The 14,504-nt window shown below is 62.0% G+C and carries 17 protein-coding genes and 1 tRNA gene; 12 read left to right on the forward strand and 6 right to left on the reverse strand.

Annotation, left to right across the window (positions count from 1 at the left end; genetic code table 11):
- Positions 1 to 14 precede the first annotated feature (14 nt).
- Both ACLGL5_RS02005 and ACLGL5_RS02010 read left to right on the forward strand, forming a co-directional pair.
- The gene (locus tag ACLGL5_RS02005; protein ID WP_245306975.1) at positions 15 to 1,079 is read left to right on the forward strand and encodes a YncE family protein; all 1,065 of its coding nucleotides are present in this window, start codon (positions 15 to 17) and stop codon (positions 1,077 to 1,079) included.
- Positions 1,080 to 1,353: 274 nt separating this feature from the next.
- Positions 1,354 to 2,034 (forward strand): TonB-dependent receptor, encoded by a 681-nt coding sequence (locus ACLGL5_RS02010; protein WP_069090225.1) that lies wholly within the window; start codon positions 1,354 to 1,356, stop codon positions 2,032 to 2,034.
- Positions 2,035 to 2,265: 231 nt separating this feature from the next.
- On the opposite strand, the gene ACLGL5_RS02015 is transcribed toward ACLGL5_RS02010, so the two are convergent.
- The 3 genes from ACLGL5_RS02015 to ACLGL5_RS02025 form a co-directional block, all read right to left on the reverse strand.
- On the reverse strand, positions 2,266 to 2,616 hold the full coding sequence (locus ACLGL5_RS02015; protein ID WP_494372857.1) for a hypothetical protein: 351 nt from the start codon (positions 2,614 to 2,616) through the stop codon (positions 2,266 to 2,268).
- Positions 2,617 to 2,923: 307 nt separating this feature from the next.
- Complete coding sequence (locus tag ACLGL5_RS02020) at positions 2,924 to 3,511, reverse strand: hypothetical protein (protein ID WP_083246436.1); 588 nt, start codon at positions 3,509 to 3,511, stop codon at positions 2,924 to 2,926.
- A 459-nt stretch (positions 3,512 to 3,970) separates the two neighbouring features.
- A tRNA-Leu gene (locus tag ACLGL5_RS02025) sits at positions 3,971 to 4,055 on the reverse strand.
- Between the two features lie 274 nt (positions 4,056 to 4,329).
- Here ACLGL5_RS02025 and ACLGL5_RS02030 point away from each other — a divergent pair.
- Together ACLGL5_RS02030 and ACLGL5_RS02035 are read left to right on the forward strand one after the other, a co-directional pair.
- Complete coding sequence (locus ACLGL5_RS02030; RefSeq protein WP_069090227.1) at positions 4,330 to 4,914, forward strand: YqaA family protein; 585 nt, start codon at positions 4,330 to 4,332, stop codon at positions 4,912 to 4,914.
- An 89-nt stretch (positions 4,915 to 5,003) separates the two neighbouring features.
- Entirely contained in the window at positions 5,004 to 5,522 is a 519-nt protein-coding gene (locus ACLGL5_RS02035; RefSeq protein ID WP_064981001.1) for a disulfide bond formation protein B, read from the forward strand.
- A 151-nt stretch (positions 5,523 to 5,673) separates the two neighbouring features.
- Here the strand turns inward: ACLGL5_RS02035 and ACLGL5_RS02040 are convergent, their stop codons facing one another.
- Positions 5,674 to 6,231, reverse strand: a complete 558-nt coding sequence (locus ACLGL5_RS02040; RefSeq protein WP_010911702.1) for an HNH endonuclease — start codon at positions 6,229 to 6,231, stop codon at positions 5,674 to 5,676.
- Between the two features lie 128 nt (positions 6,232 to 6,359).
- Entirely contained in the window at positions 6,360 to 7,001 is a 642-nt protein-coding gene (locus ACLGL5_RS02045; RefSeq protein WP_069090228.1) for a DNA-3-methyladenine glycosylase family protein, read from the reverse strand.
- Between the two features lie 75 nt (positions 7,002 to 7,076).
- On the opposite strand from ACLGL5_RS02045, the gene gluQRS reads away from it, so the two are divergent.
- Positions 7,077 to 7,952, forward strand: coding sequence for a tRNA glutamyl-Q(34) synthetase GluQRS (gene gluQRS / locus ACLGL5_RS02050; RefSeq protein ID WP_069090229.1), 876 nt, complete (start codon positions 7,077 to 7,079; stop codon positions 7,950 to 7,952).
- 153 nt (positions 7,953 to 8,105) lie between these two features.
- Positions 8,106 to 9,020: a DMT family transporter gene (locus tag ACLGL5_RS02055; protein ID WP_069090230.1), complete on the forward strand. Its 915-nt coding sequence runs from the start codon at positions 8,106 to 8,108 to the stop codon at positions 9,018 to 9,020.
- A gap of 103 nt (positions 9,021 to 9,123) precedes the next feature.
- On the opposite strand, the gene ACLGL5_RS02060 is transcribed toward ACLGL5_RS02055, so the two are convergent.
- Positions 9,124 to 9,975 carry a YihY/virulence factor BrkB family protein gene (locus ACLGL5_RS02060; protein ID WP_069090231.1) on the reverse strand — a complete coding sequence of 284 codons (852 nt, stop codon included), beginning with the start codon at positions 9,973 to 9,975 and terminating at the stop codon, positions 9,124 to 9,126.
- A gap of 58 nt (positions 9,976 to 10,033) precedes the next feature.
- Between ACLGL5_RS02060 and ACLGL5_RS02065 the strand changes: the two genes are divergently transcribed.
- The 6 genes from ACLGL5_RS02065 (at position 10,034) to ACLGL5_RS02090 (ending at position 14,487) form a co-directional block, all read left to right on the forward strand.
- Positions 10,034 to 10,900: an SDR family oxidoreductase gene (locus tag ACLGL5_RS02065; RefSeq protein ID WP_083246437.1), complete on the forward strand. Its 867-nt coding sequence runs from the start codon at positions 10,034 to 10,036 to the stop codon at positions 10,898 to 10,900.
- 25 nt (positions 10,901 to 10,925) lie between these two features.
- Positions 10,926 to 11,117 (forward strand): twin transmembrane helix small protein, encoded by a 192-nt coding sequence (locus ACLGL5_RS02070; protein WP_069090232.1) that lies wholly within the window; start codon positions 10,926 to 10,928, stop codon positions 11,115 to 11,117.
- Positions 11,118 to 11,135: 18 nt separating this feature from the next.
- Entirely contained in the window at positions 11,136 to 11,717 is a 582-nt protein-coding gene (locus tag ACLGL5_RS02075) for a cob(I)yrinic acid a,c-diamide adenosyltransferase (protein WP_069090233.1), read from the forward strand.
- A gap of 32 nt (positions 11,718 to 11,749) precedes the next feature.
- The gene (locus ACLGL5_RS02080) at positions 11,750 to 12,550 is read left to right on the forward strand and encodes a rhomboid family intramembrane serine protease (RefSeq protein ID WP_019861384.1); all 801 of its coding nucleotides are present in this window, start codon (positions 11,750 to 11,752) and stop codon (positions 12,548 to 12,550) included.
- A gap of 234 nt (positions 12,551 to 12,784) precedes the next feature.
- The gene (locus tag ACLGL5_RS02085) at positions 12,785 to 13,534 is read left to right on the forward strand and encodes an electron transfer flavoprotein subunit beta/FixA family protein (RefSeq protein WP_038649929.1); all 750 of its coding nucleotides are present in this window, start codon (positions 12,785 to 12,787) and stop codon (positions 13,532 to 13,534) included.
- A 23-nt stretch (positions 13,535 to 13,557) separates the two neighbouring features.
- On the forward strand, positions 13,558 to 14,487 hold the full coding sequence (locus tag ACLGL5_RS02090) for an electron transfer flavoprotein subunit alpha/FixB family protein (RefSeq protein ID WP_032931838.1): 930 nt from the start codon (positions 13,558 to 13,560) through the stop codon (positions 14,485 to 14,487).
- Positions 14,488 to 14,504 lie beyond the last annotated feature (17 nt).

The raw sequence follows: 14,504 nt of genomic DNA on the forward strand, positions 1-14,504 counted from the left end.
CTGAGGATTGCAGCGTGCCGCCGCGTGCCGGCTCTCCGGTCAATATCTACGACCAGACAACCTCTGATCATTTGAGCCCGGCCACGATAGGCGCGCTGCCGCGCGTCTATGTTCCGAACCGCTCGTCCAACAGCGTATCGGTCATCGATCCCGCGACGCTCAAGGAGGTCGACAGGTTCCCTGTCGGGCGCAAGCCGCAGCACGTCGTTCCGTCCTGGGATCTGAGCACGCTCTGGGTCGCCAACAACGCCAGCGGCACCAGCAAGGGCAGCGTGACGCCGATCGATCCCAAGACCGCCAGGCCGGGTCACGAAATCCCGGTCGATGACCCCTACAACATGTACTTCATGCCGGATGGAAGTTCGGCCGTCGTCGTCGATGAGGCCTTTCAGCGGCTTGATCTGCGCGATCCGCAGACCATGGCGCTGAAATCGACGATACCGACGCCGACCTGCCCCGGCATCAACCATGCCGATTTTTCCGCCGACAATGCCTACGCCATATTCACCTGCGAATATGGCGATGGCGGACTGTTGAAGGTGGACCTGAAAAACCAGAAGGTGCTCGGCCACCTCGCTCTGTCGAAGATGGGCATGCCGCAGGACATCCGGCTTTCGCCCGACGGCAAGGTCTTCTATGTCGCCGACATGATGAACGACGGCGTGTTCCTGATCGACGGAGACAGCTTTTCCGAGATCGGCTTCATCGCCACCGGCATCGGAACGCACGGCTTTGTCGTGAGCCGCGACGGGACAAAACTCTACGTTTCAAATCGCGGCTCGCACAAGATGGAGCAAGGCCGCGCAAAGGGGCCGGGCAGCGTGACGGTCATCGACTTTGCTTCCCGTTCGGTGGTCGCGCAATGGCCCATACCCGGTGGTGGCAGCCCCGACATGGGCAATGTCAGCGCCGACGGCAGGCAATTGTGGTTGTCCGGCCGCTTCGACAGCGAGGTCTACATGATCGACACCACCTCGGGCGCCGTGACGAAAATCCGGGTCGGCGTCGAGCCTCATGGCCTGACGGTCTGGCCGCAGCCCGGCAGATATTCGCAGGGCCATACCGGCAATATGCGATAGCCATCTCGACCGCGCAGACGCGCGACAGAGCCGTCTGGTGCACCTGCTTCGTCCAAGGCAAGAAAAACGTTCTCATCGAAGATTTGTTGCCCCCCGCCTCGCGGGTGTGGCCAAACTGCACCGCCGATTTCCAGCCGATGGCCGTCTGGGCAAAGCCGCCCCACACGAATGGCACATCGTCACATAACTGTAATGGCACGCGCCTAGCTAATCCTCGCCACATCCCAACGCGCCGCTCCATCCCCGATGCGCCGCCACATCTCGAGGAAAGACCATGCTTTTGCGCACCATCATCGCCCCATTGGGCGTCTGCTTGTCCATGGCCACATCGGCCTTTGCCGCCGACCTGATCGAAGCCCCACCACCGGCAGCGCCGACCTGGACGATCGCAATCGAGGGGGACCCGGAATTCTACGCCATCGACAATGGCAGCAACACCGCCCGGTCGCTTGCCGACACCTATTTCAAGCTCAGCGTCTCGCACAATTTCGACAATAATTTGGTCGGCGGGATCTTCATCCAGCCAACCTTCAAGACCGGCGGAAAGTCGCAGTACTATGCCGAAGCGAGCCTCGGCTACAAAATCAAGATCACGGATGCCTTCACCCTGACCCCCAGCCTGGGGCTCGGCTACACCTGGCACGATACTGGCATCATCAAGGATGCCGATGCCAACGCGAATGTTCCCTACTATGCCCTCTATCTCGCGGGCGATTGGAAGCTGTCCAAGCAATGGACCTGGAACGTCTTCAACTTCCGCTACCGCAACGCCTTCAGCACCACCTGGGAAACGCCCAAACTGGCCACCGGCGTGACCTACAACATCGACTCCACCAACGCGGTCTATGCCAGCGTCGGCTATTCCTGGAAGAAGACCGATACGACCTCGGCGCCCTACAACGATCTCGCCGGCGACAAATGGAACATCGGGATCGGCTACAAGCACTCGCTCTGATTGGATTGGCTGGGGCGCAGGCTGGCACTATAGCCGCCTGCGCCCTAAATCCTCGGCTGCGTCCGGCACAGCTTAACCCGTTCGTGGGCTTATCGGGCTTGCCCTTGTCGACCGCTGTTGGCCGCCGCATTGGCCTCGATTGTATATCCCTTGGGTTTTCTACGTCGTGGTCGGGTGGTGTACAGTCGCCCACTGCGACCAGCACGAACGACTGCGATGCGAACGAAGCCGTCATTCGGCTGAGAACAGATCCACCCACCTTATCTTGAGGAAAGGCTTCGCCGTTTTGGGAAGCTTCGAGCGAACGACCATCCGGGATGAGACTTCAAAATCCGCATTGATCTTCACGACGAGCAGCTTGCTGAAGTTACCTGCTAACTTCACAAAAACCTCGTCCTTGGATTTGAACGGGGTGATGGTTTTGATCTCAACGTGATCGTTGCCAAGCCTACCATCAGAGCCCTGCGCATAGTTTTTGTTCAGCTTTATTCCATAGGTGATGGCGCCGAAGAGTTCCCCAATGTCTCCGTACACATTGAGATGACGACCTGTGTCAAGGTGGTAGCTTTCTGCTAGAGACAAGAGACTTCTCAAAATAAGGAATCAAAGATCTTATCGCATTAGGATATTTTGCTCTCCACTCCTGGTATTGGAGCTGTTCTTCTACGTCGGACCAAGAAACCCACTCGCCATCGTCGTAGAAGGCCCGATTCCAGATATCATCACCCATTTCACACCCCGTGGAAGTCCGAACTGTATCGGAAGCCGATCGGCAAGATGCGGTCAAGTTTTGAGAAGTTTGGGCCAGAAGCGGTCTTTGCCCCATTGCGTATCAGACAGTTGCACAGGGTCGACCCAAGCTGTGGCGCGAAGGTGACTACACAGTTCCTTAGCCGGCCTCCCTGCTTTCTTTAGCAGCCGTCGCCCCGTATTCACGGGCAGTGGCCTTAGAGGTTTGGCGAGAAAAATGGTGATCGGTCTCAATCACTTTCGCGGATGTCCCGAACTTCCTAATAGCCTGCAATGCGGGCTTGCCATGGACCACGATCACCTTGGGGTTGATAGTGTCCAGTAGGAACTTGAATGGCGCCATTTCACGGCTAGAAAGGTCCAGGCTTTTCATATCGTCGCTGGCTCTGGCGTAGATGTTCGTCTCAAGCACCCGAACACCCGTCGCGCCTTCGACAAAGCACTCTATGTTCCGACGGGTAGCACTGATTTTCTGCCGCCGGGTTTTTCCCGGCTTCAGCGGTTTTGCTGCCCGCTCCTCAAGATACCGCTTAAACCATGCCGCTTTATCATAACCGTATCCCGATCGCCAAAACTCCCAGAAATCCGCAGTCATTGTTGTGGCAGGATTGAAGCCGATCAGGAATACTTCGCAGGCCAGCGGCGAACCCTCACAAACAAATGGCCTCATCTCGGTGGGGCTGCCGATCAAAGTCACCAACTCTCGCTCAAATTCATCTAGCGTCACGGGACCCCCTTGAGGCTTCTCAGATCTTAGCGTCGACGAAGCTGACCTGCCACAGTTATTCGGGCGCAGCTTAGACAGGGTGCCCCTTTAATATGGGAACTTGCGTGGGAGGGGTACGGATCCTTCCGATTAGTAGAAAGGCGTGGACCGATTTGGTGAGCGCAGGAAAATCAGCCGTAGAGAGGGGCTGGGCGGCAGATGGCGTGTTCTCGGGCGCTGCGGGACCGGATTTCGCCTCGGATGATGCACCCAGCATTCCCTGCATTGGCCAAAGCCTTGGCCGTGCCGGCCCGGCAGTCCGCATCAACTATCACCAAAGGATTTGCACCGAAAATGCGCTGAGTTGGATGCTGAAGCGAGAGCGCATGCGATTTGTACCCCTCGTGTACCTATAAGTGCACCTTGGGGAAGGCTGGGGGCCTTGCAATCCTTGGCTTTCAAGACATCTCGGATGAGAAGTGGTGCCCCTAGCCGGGATCGAACCAGCACTCCTTGCGGAACTCGATTTTGAGTCGAGCGCGTCTACCAATTCCGCCATAGGGGCTCAGGCCGGGTGGCCTGGATGGGCGCGGACTATACGGTCGGAGGCCTGTTCGTCAACTGGCCAAATCTCGAGATCATCGGGATGCGACCAATCTTCGCCTTTTGATTTCGTGACCGCGCTGCCATTGTGCGGCGCGGAAAATCTTTCTAGACAGGCGGCGCATCAAGCGAGGCGCGTCCCAGCGGATGGATGGCGCGCTTTGGGTCTTTGTTTTGTGCATGCCATTGCCCCGAAACCGCTGCGCACCGTTTGGGCGACACGCATAGGAGTGCCGATGCTTCGTGGACTTTACGACTGGACCTTGTCGCTGGCGGCCCGGAAATCCGCGGAATGGTGGCTTGCCATCATCGCCTTCATTGAAAGCTCGTTCTTCTTCGTGCCGGCCGATGTACTCTATCTGCCGATGGCGTTGGCACGCCCCGACCGCGCCTATCGCTATGCGCTGACCGCCACGGTCGCCTCGGTGCTGGGCGGCGTCGCCGGCTGGATGATCGGCTATTTCGCCTACGACACCATCGCCCGTCCGATCCTGGAGCATTTCGGCGGCCTGGAGACCTTCGAGCGCTGGCAGAATTCTGGCATCGGCCTGATGCTGGTGCTGCTCGTTACCTCCGGTCTCGCGCACCTGCCGCCGATCAAGGTCGTCACCATCCTTGCGGGCGCCCTGCACGTCAATTTGTTGATCTTCATCATCTCGGCCATCGTCGCTCGCGGCGCCCGCTTCCTGCTCTTGGCGTGGCTGCTGCGCCGCTATGGCGAATCGATCCGCGAATTCATCGAAAAGCGCCTCGGGCTGATCGCTGGCGCCGCGGCCGCTGCCCTGATTTTGCTCTATATCGTCGTCAAATACGCGTTCTAGTCCATGTCGCCCAAAAGTGCCCCGCGGTTTTGGGACAACGACATGGATAAAAAGGCGAACGGCCGGCGAACTCAACGGACAAAAACCCCATGACAGCGACCATGAATGCCGACACCGGACGCCAGCGGACGCGGACCGCCCTGTTTCTCGCCGTCGCCATGGCCGCGACCGTCGGCTCGGCGCTCGGCTTCCAGTACATTGGCGGCTACATCCCTTGCCATCTCTGCCTGGAGCAGCGCACCCCCTATTATATCGGCGCGCCGCTGATGGTGCTGGCGGTGATCGCCTCGATGCTGCGCGCGCCGGCCTGGCTGACGCGCGGCCTGCTGGGCATTGGCGGCTTGCTGATGCTCTATGGCCTCTATCTCGGCGTCTATCACTCCGGCGTCGAGTGGCAGTGGTGGGCCGGCCCGACCGATTGCACGGCGGGCGCCGGCCCGGTCGACACCGGCGGCAAGGGCGTGCTCGACGCGCTCGACAAATTCGTGCCGCCCTCCTGCGACAAGGCGGCACTGCGCATCCTGGGCCTGTCCCTGGCCGGCTGGAACGCCATCGCCAGCCTTATCCTGGCCGCCGTCGCCTTCCGTGGCGCGTTTGCCAAGGACTGATCTGGCGCGGCGCGAGATCGTTCAAGAATTCGGCAGGCTGAGTCGGATGAAGTGATTTTCGAGAACCGGAGCGGAGCGTACTAAAGTACGTGAGTACCGGAAGCGCAGACAATCGCTTCAGGCGGCCAGCCTCCCGAATTCTCGAACGATCTCAAGGTTCGAGTTCGACGTCCCAGTAGAGATAATCCATCCAGCTTTCGTGCAGATGGTTCGGCGGGAACAGGCGGCCGTTGTTGTGCAGATCATGCACGGTCGGCTGATAGGGCTTCTGCAGCGGCCACATCTTGGCATGCGCCGGCATCATGCCGCCCTTCCTCAGATTGCAGGGCGAGCAGGCCGCGACGACATTCTCCCAGGTCGTCGCACCGCCGCGATGGCGGGGGATGACGTGGTCGAAGGTGAGGTCGTCGGGCGTGCCGCAATACTGGCACTGGAAGCGGTCGCGCAGGAAGACGTTGAAGCGGGTGAAGGCCGGGTGCCTGGACGGCTTCACATAGGCCTTCAGGCTGACCACGCTCGGCAGCTTCATCGAGAAGGTCGGCGAGGACACCGCATGCTCATATTCGGCGACGATGTTCACCCGGTCGAGGAACACCGCCTTGATGGCGTCCTGCCAGGACCAGAGCGACAAGGGGTAGTAGCTGAGCGGACGGTAATCCGCATTCAGCACCAGTGCTGGAAGCCCATCCGGAGATACGGCAACCGTCACGTGTTTACCTCCTTGGTTCTAGACCCGAACGGCGCGGATACTGTAAGCCCGACATGACAGGGATGTGAAGCGGATTGTCGCTTGCCCAAGGCGTCAAAAAACCCCGATTTTTATGCTTTTTTGTAAATTCAGGACGGCGGCGCTGCGTCCCGCCCCCTGGTTTCGCGATAATAGGACCAGAAAAGCCGCGATGCGACACCTCGCCACGGGCTCCATGATTCGGCCAATGCGATCAGTGTTTTCTCCGGCGGACGCGGGTCGATGCCGAGCGCGTGACCGACCGCGCTCTGCAGCGCAACGTCACGCGCGGGGAAAATGTCGGGGTGCCCGGCGGCGAATAGAAGGTACACTTCGGCCGTCCACGGGCCGATGCCAGGCACCGTCGTCATCGTCGCGATCGCCTCCTGAGCATCCAGCGAACAGAGGTGATGGAGGTCGAGCCCGTCCGCCACGGCCTGGGCAACCGCGATCAGGCCGCGCTGCTTGGGCCGCGACAGGCCGGCCTCGCGAAACATGTCCTCGCCGGCGGCCAGGATCGCCTGCGGCGTCAGCGGATCGACCAGCTTCGTCAGCCGCCCGAAGATCGCATCGGCGCTGGCCCGCGACACCTGCTGCGAGACGATGATCGACGCCAGGCTCCTGAATCCCGGCTCGGAAAGCCTGAGCGGCACCTCGCCGGCCATGCCGCGCACCCTTTCCAGGCGCGGGTCGATAATGCAAAGCGCATCGAGCCCGCGGGCAATGTCGTTCAGTGTCGCGATTCGTTGCATGGTATCCTTGCCCACCAATGTGCAGCAAAGTAGCAACCGCCAAAAGCACAGCACAACCCGATTGCCGCCTCAGACATGACGCTCCTGACATTCCGCTTCGCGCCCAGCCCCAACGGCGAACTGCATCTCGGCCATGCCTATTCGGCGCTGCTCAACCAGACGCTCGCAGAGGCCCGCGACGGCCGCCTGCTGCTGCGCATCGAGGACATCGACACCACGCGCTGCACGCCGCAATTCGAGGCCGGCGTGCTTGCCGACCTGAAATGGCTGGGCCTTGGCTGGGAAGAGCCGGTACGCCGCCAGTCCGAGCATTTCGCCGAGTATCAGGCGGTGCTCGACCGGCTGATCCGCGAGAACCTCGTCTACCCCGCCTTCATGAGCCGTGGCGAGATCAGGGCCTTCATAGCCGACAGCGAAAAGCGCGGGCGCGACTTGCCGCGCGATCCCGATGGCGTGCCGCTCTATCCCCCCGCCGACAAGGCGCTGCCATTGAAAGAACGCAAACGGCGTATCGCTGAAAACGAACCCTTCGCCTGGCGGCTTGATGTCGATACCGCTGTTGCACGTGTAGGCAGGGACCTCGCATGGACCGAATTCAGCGATGAGACGCTATCGGCGACGCGCTCGGTCGAAGCCCGCCCGCAGGACTGGGGCGACGTGATCGTGGCGCGCCGCGACATCCCGACCAGCTACCACCTGGCCGTCATTGTCGACGACGCCCTGCAAGGGGTCAGCCATGTCGTGCGTGGGCAGGACCTGTTTTCCGCCACCGGCGTGCAGCGCCTGCTGCAGGAATTGCTCGGGCTGCCGCAACCGGCCTATTTCCACCATCGGCTCATCCTCGGGCGGGACGGGCGAAAACTGTCGAAGAGCCTTGGCGACACCGGCCTTGCCAAGCTGCGGGAGGCCGGCGCATCGCCGGACGATATCAGGCGGATGGCCGGTCTCTGAGCGTGGCAAAAAGCTCTGGCAAAAGCGCACCGCACGCACTGCCGATTGAATTCCCGTGATGCATGGATCAATCGTTTCGTTTTGCGCCCCGGGTTGAACGGGATTAGAGCAGCGCCACGGTCAGTTTCTCACCAGCGTGGCGGTCTCCGGAAAATGCAAAGCATCAAGCGGTTCATCCCCGCCACCTTCGTCGTCCTGTGGGCGACCGGCTTCATCGGCGCGCGCTATGCCATGCCATGGGCGGAGCCGTTCACCTTCCTCGCCGCCCGTTTCGTCATAGCGGCCATCCTGCTGGCAGCCCTGATGCCCGTTCTGGGTTCGAAGCGAGCTACCCGCAAGGAGGCGCTGCACGCCACCGGCGCCGGCGTGCTGATGCACGGCGTCTATCTCGGCGCCGTCTTCTGGGCCATCCACAGGGGCATGCCGGCCGGGTTTTCGGCCCTGATCGTCGGCCTGCAGCCGCTGATCACCGCCGTGCTTGCCGGCAAGTTCCTGGGCGAGGCCATCCTGCCGCGCCACTGGCTTGGCCTTGGCATCGGCCTGATCGGCATCGTCATCGTGCTGTGGCCAAAGCTTGGCGCGCTCGGCGGCGGCGTGACCGCGGCGACGCTCACCGCCTCGCTGGTCTCGGTGCTCGGCATGAGCGCCGGCACCATCTGGCAGAAGCGTTTTGCTTCCGGCGGCGACCTCGTGGCGGCGACCATGTGGCAATATGTCGGCGGCGCCTCGCTGATGATCCTGGCCGCGCTCGCCTTCGAAACGCACACCGTCATTATCAATGGCGAACTGATCTTCGCCATGGCCTGGCTGGTGCTGGTGCTGTCGCTCGGCGCCATCTTCCTGCTGATGGTGATGATCCGCGACGGCGAAATGTCGAAAGTCGCATCGCTGTTCTACCTGGTGCCGGCGGTAACGGCCGTCATCGCCTGGGCGCTGTTCGACGAACAGCTCAACGCGCTGCAGATCGTCGGCATGGCAATCACCACCTTCGGCGTCGGCCTGGCAACGGCGCGGCAGACCAAGGGAAGAATTGAGGGATTGAAAAGAACTGAGGAATTGAGGAATTGAGGAAGAAGCACACGGCGCCAGATATGGCCGCCTTTTTCCTCAGTTCTTCATTTCTCCAATTCCCCAATTCTCCAGTTCTTCATTTCCTCAATTCGGCACCGCCTCATCCGACCCGGGCACGCGCCTCGAGATAGCGGCTGATCGCGGCGTTGAGCTCGCCGCCGAGGATGAAGATCGCCGAGACGATGTAGAGGAAGACCACCGCGATCATGATCGAGGCCAACCCGGCGTAAGTCGTAACATAGGACGAGAAATGGTCGAGATATGTGGCGAACATCGTCGAGCCGATGAGCCATGCGGCCAGTGTGAAGACGATGCCCGGCACCAGCGAGACGAAGCGGCGCTTGCCGGCCGGCAGCCAGTAGTGCACGGCAAACAACCCGCCGATGATGACGGCCGAGGCGATGACGTAGCGCCACAGCGTGATCGTGCCGGTATAGGGCTTTATCCATTCGAAATGCGCTTCCGCCAGCCGCGCCAGCAGGGGTGCGAACACCAGAAGCACGCTGATCGCCAGGAAGCCGGCCGTCGCGATCAGCACGAAGAAGATGCTCTGCACCCGGCGGTAGAAGATGCCACGCGTCTCGGTGACACGATAGGCGCGGTTGAGCGAGGTGCGCAGCGCCTCTATGCCGTTCGACGCGAAATAGGCGGCAAGCAGCACGCCATAGGTCAACAGGTCGGTGCGCCGGACGGTCAGCACGTTCAGCACCTCATGCGCGATCGGCTTGGCGATCTGATCCGGCCAGGTGTCGAAGACCAGGTGCACGGCCGTGTCGGCAAAGGCCTGGGCGCCGAGGAAGCTGCCCAGCGTCGTGGCGAAGATCAGGAAAGGAAACAGCGCCATCAGCGAGGTGATCGCCAGATGGCTGGCCATCGCCCAGCCGTCATCGGTGTTGAAATGGCCGAGCGCGTCGTAGAGCACGCGGCGCAGGGCGACAATATTCCGCAACAAGAACCCGCGTTCCCTTCGATTGTCTCGACGCCGCGAATATGGGAAGTGAATGCGGCAAATGGCAACCCTTGGCGAAACCACGAGTCCGACGGCGCAGGAATTGCGCACCATCATCGTCACCGGCGCCTCGTCCGGCATAGGTGCATATTGCGCCCGGGCACTCAAGGCGCAAGGCTGGCGGGTCTTTGCAACAGCCCGAAAACCCGAGGACATCGCCGCGCTCGAAAGTGACGGCATCGAGGCTTTCTACCTCGACTACAGCGAACCGGGCTCCATTGCTGCCCTGGTGACGGCGGTGTTCGAGCGCACCGGCGGCCGGCTCGATGCCCTGTTCAACAACGGCGCATACGCCCAGGCCGGCGCGGTCGAGGATCTGTCGGTGGCCGCGCTCAAGCAGCAGTTCGAGGTCAATTTCTTCGGCTGGCATGATCTGACCAGCCGTCTCGTGCCGGTGATGCGCCGCCAGGGTCACGGCCGTCTCGTCCATTGCTCGTCGATCCTCGGTCTGGTGCCGGTGCGCTTTCGCGGCGCCTATTCGGCATCCAAACATGCGCTCGAGGCGCTGATGCTCTGCCAGCGTCAGGAACTGGACGGCAGCGGCGTCCATGTTTCGCTGATCGAACCGGGGCCGGTGAAATCGAAGATCGCCAGCAACGGCCTCCCCTGGTTCCTGAAGAACATCGACATCGAGAATTCCGTGCACCGCGCGGACTATGCCGCGCAGCTGGAGCGGCTGCGCGCCGGCGGCAGCCAATCGGCGTTGAAGCCCGGGCCGGAAGTAGTCCACAAGGTTCTGCGTCATGCCCTTCTGTCGCGGCGCCCGCGTCCGCACTATGTGGTAACGGTGCCGGCTAAAATCGGCGCGGCGCTCAAACGTATCCTGCCGGCTTTGATGCTCTACCGCCTGATGGCCAAACGCGCCTGAACGCGAAACAACTGGAAACGCAACAATGGCAACCGTCTTCAATATCCTCGCCATTCTGGCCATGGCCGCCGTGGCGATCGTGCTGATCCGAGGCCTCATCAACATGATGCGCGGCGGTTCCGGCGTCACCTCCAACAAGCTGATGCAGGCACGCGTCATGCTGCAGGCCGTGGCGCTGGCGCTGATCCTGCTGGCCGTGTATTTCACCCGCAAGTGAGGCCGTTCGGGAGGCGATGTGGTCAAGCTCAACAAGATCTACACCCGCACCGGCGATGACGGCACGACGGGTCTCGGCACCGGTGAGCGGCGGCTGAAATCCGATCTGCGGGTGGACGCCTACGGCACGGTCGACGAAGCCAATGCCTGCATCGGCATCGCCCGCGTGCACACGGCAGCCAACCACCCGGCGATCGATGCCATGCTGTCGCGCATCCAGAACGATCTGTTCGACCTCGGCGCCGATCTCGCCGTGCCCGATGACGGCAAGCCGCTTGGCTACGAGCCGCTGCGTATCGTTGCCGCGCAGACCGACCGCGTCGAAAAGGACATCGACCTCCTCAACAAGGCTCTGCAGCCACTCAAATCCTTCGTGCTCAACGGTGGCACGCCGGCGGCGGCAGCGCTGCATCTGGCCCGCACGGTGGCGCGGCGAGCCGAACGGCTTATGGTGGCGCTGGCTCAAGACCCGGGCGAGCACGTCAACCGCGACGGGTTGAAATACATCAACCGCGTCTCGGATTTCTTGTTTGTCGCCGCCCGGGCGGTCAATGACAATGGAAATGGCGACGTGCTATGGGTTCCCGGCGAGAACCGCTGAACGGATCGAAAAGCGGAGGGGACCAGGCACGCATGTTCATCCCGCTTTACGACACCAACAGGCTGCGCCACATCCGCCTGCAATATGTGACGATCGGCCTGATCGTGGTCAACGCGCTGGTCTATTGCGCCACGGCACTCGGCGGCGAGAACTTCACCAATGCCGCCGTGCTCGGCCTCGGCTTTATTCCGTCCGTTGTCCACAACACGGCCGAGCTTGATCCCCGGTTCATCATCATTCCGGAAAGCCTGAGCTACCTCACCTATTCCTTCCTGCATGCCGACATCTTCCACCTTGGCGGCAACATGCTGTTCCTGTGGGTGTTCGGCGACAATGTCGAGGACGCGCTCGGCCACATCCGCTACCTGATCTTCTATCTCCTGTGCGCCATCGCCGGCGCCGCCTTCCAGGGGCTTATCGCCTGGGATTCGCAAGTGCCGCTGATCGGTGCCTCAGGCGCCATCGCCGGCGTGGTCGTCGCCTATCTGATCCTCTATCCCAGGGTTAAGGTCTGGGTCCTGGCCTTTGCCCGCATCCCGCTGCGCATTCCGGCCTTCATCCCGCTTATCCTGTGGGTGCTGTTCCAGGTCTTCATGTTCGCCACCGGCGGCGAGGACCAGATTTCCTGGGCCTGTCATATCGGCGGCATCATTGCAGGCGCGGTGCTTGTTCTGGTCCTGCGCAGCCGCGGCGTGCCGCTTTTTGCCGGCGCAGATGAGGATGCCGTGGTTCCCACATCAGACCAGCCTCCGGTTGCCGCCGAACCAGCGGCGCCTGAACCGCAGGCCACCACGACGCGCTGGGGCCGGGGAAACCCGTCTGGCCCAAACTGAACCGATTTGAGCCGCTTTCAGCGTATTGACGGCAGGGGTTGCCCCAACTACGGAAACGTCTCCGTCCGAGCGCCAGGGCTGTTAAGGAGCAGTCCAGGACGGGCAAAGACCAGAATTTCCATCCGGCCAGAATTCCGTCTGGCCGGAATTCAGTCAGGAATGTCGGCTTTCGACAACTCAGAAGGGGCGCAAGCTGTTATAGCGCGCCCAACTAGCGTGAAGAGGTGACAGGCAATGAAGATCCTTGTGCCCGTGAAGCGGGTTGTGGATGCGAACGTCAAAGTTCGCGTGAAGGCCGACGGTTCGGCGGTGGAACTGGCCAACGTCAAGATGGCGATGAACCCGTTCGACGAGATCGCGGTGGAAGAGGCGATCCGGCTCAAGGAAGCCGGCAAGGCCGAAGAAATCATCGTCGTCTCTATCGGCCCGCAGCAGGCGCAGGAAACCTTGCGCACCGCGCTTGCCATGGGCGCCGACCGCGCCATCCTGGTCAAGACCGACGAGCAGACCGAGCCGCTCGGCGTCGCCAAGGTGCTGAAGGGTGTGGTCGATGCCGAACAGCCCGGCCTCGTCATCCTCGGCAAGCAGGCGATCGACGACGATTCGAACCAGACCGGCCAGATGCTGGCGGCCCTGCTCGGCTGGGCGCAAGGCACCTTCGCTTCCAAGGTGGTGCTCGACGGCGACAAGGCCAAGGTGACGCGCGAAGTCGACGGCGGCCTGCAGACGGTGGAACTGAAGATGCCGGCGATCGTCACCGCGGACCTTCGTCTCAACCAGCCGCGCTATGCCTCGCTGCCCAACATCATGAAGGCCAAGAAGAAGCAGCTCGACGAAAGGACCCCGGCCGACTACGGCGCCGACGTCAAGCCGCGCCTCAAGGTCATCAAGACCGAGGAGCCGGGCGGCCGCAAGGCGGGCGTCAAGGTCAAGAGCGTCGCCGAACTGGTCGACAAGCTCAAGAACGAAGCCGGCGTTTTGTAAGCGATCGGGAAAGGAACAGATAAATGGCAATTCTCCTCATCGCCGAACACGACAACGCCAGCCTCTCCGACCAGACCGCCAAGGCGCTTTCGGCGGCCCTGCAGATCGGCTCGGACGTGCATGTGCTGGTGGCCGGCAAGGGCGCCAAGGGTGCTGCGGACGCCGCGGCCAAGCTCAAGGGCGTCAGCAAAGTGCTGCTCGCCGAAGCCGACGAACTCGCCGAGCGTCTCGCCGAACCGACGGCAGCCCTCGTCGTGTCGCTCGCCGGCGGTTACGACACCATCATCGCGCCAGCGACCTCGTCGGGCAAGAACGTCGCGCCGCGCGTCGCCGCCCTGCTCGATGTCGCGCAGGTGTCAGAGATCATCGAAGTGGTCTCACCGGATACGTTCAAGCGGCCGATCTATGCCGGCAACGCCATCCAGACCGTGCAGTCGACCGACGCCAAGAAGGTCATCACCGTGCGCACCGCCTCCTTCCAGGCGGCGCCCGAGGGTGGCTCGGCCGCGGTTGAGACTGTCAAGGCAGCGGCCAATCCCGGCCTGTCCACCTTCGTCGAGAACAAGCTGTCGGAGACCGACCGTCCGGAACTGACCTCGGCCAAGATCATCATCTCCGGCGGCCGCGCGCTCGGCTCCTCGGAGAAGTTCCAGGAAGTCATCCTGCCGGTCGCCGACAAGCTCGGTGCGGCGGTCGGCGCTTCGCGCGCCGCGGTCGATGCCGGCTATGCGCCGAACGACTGGCAGGTCGGCCAGACCGGCAAGGTGGTCGCTCCGGACCTCTACATCGCCGTCGGCATTTCCGGCGCCATCCAGCATCTCGCCGGCATGAAGGATTCCAAGGTCATCGTCGCCATCAACAAGGACGAGGAGGCCCCGATCTTCCAGGTTGCCGACTACGGCCTCGTCGGCGATCTCTTCGTCATTCTGCCGGAGTTGCAGAAGGCGCTTTGACGCTCTCTGGCAAAGCG

The organism is Mesorhizobium sp. U510 (genome assembly GCF_059180695.1).

Coding starts and splice junctions, on each gene's coding strand:
- ACLGL5_RS02010 (WP_069090225.1), top strand. CDS start 1,354: ATGCTTTTGCGCACCATCATCGCCCCATTGGGCGTCTGCTTGTCCATG.
- ACLGL5_RS02030 (WP_069090227.1), top strand. CDS start 4,330: ATGCTTCGTGGACTTTACGACTGGACCTTGTCGCTGGCGGCCCGGAAA.
- ACLGL5_RS02035 (WP_064981001.1), top strand. CDS start 5,004: ATGACAGCGACCATGAATGCCGACACCGGACGCCAGCGGACGCGGACC.
- ACLGL5_RS02045 (WP_069090228.1), bottom strand. CDS start 7,001: ATGCAACGAATCGCGACACTGAACGACATTGCCCGCGGGCTCGATGCG.
- gluQRS (WP_069090229.1), top strand. CDS start 7,077: ATGACGCTCCTGACATTCCGCTTCGCGCCCAGCCCCAACGGCGAACTG.
- ACLGL5_RS02055 (WP_069090230.1), top strand. CDS start 8,106: ATGCAAAGCATCAAGCGGTTCATCCCCGCCACCTTCGTCGTCCTGTGG.
- ACLGL5_RS02065 (WP_083246437.1), top strand. CDS start 10,034: ATGGCAACCCTTGGCGAAACCACGAGTCCGACGGCGCAGGAATTGCGC.
- ACLGL5_RS02070 (WP_069090232.1), top strand. CDS start 10,926: ATGGCAACCGTCTTCAATATCCTCGCCATTCTGGCCATGGCCGCCGTG.
- ACLGL5_RS02080 (WP_019861384.1), top strand. CDS start 11,750: ATGTTCATCCCGCTTTACGACACCAACAGGCTGCGCCACATCCGCCTG.
- ACLGL5_RS02085 (WP_038649929.1), top strand. CDS start 12,785: ATGAAGATCCTTGTGCCCGTGAAGCGGGTTGTGGATGCGAACGTCAAA.
- ACLGL5_RS02090 (WP_032931838.1), top strand. CDS start 13,558: ATGGCAATTCTCCTCATCGCCGAACACGACAACGCCAGCCTCTCCGAC.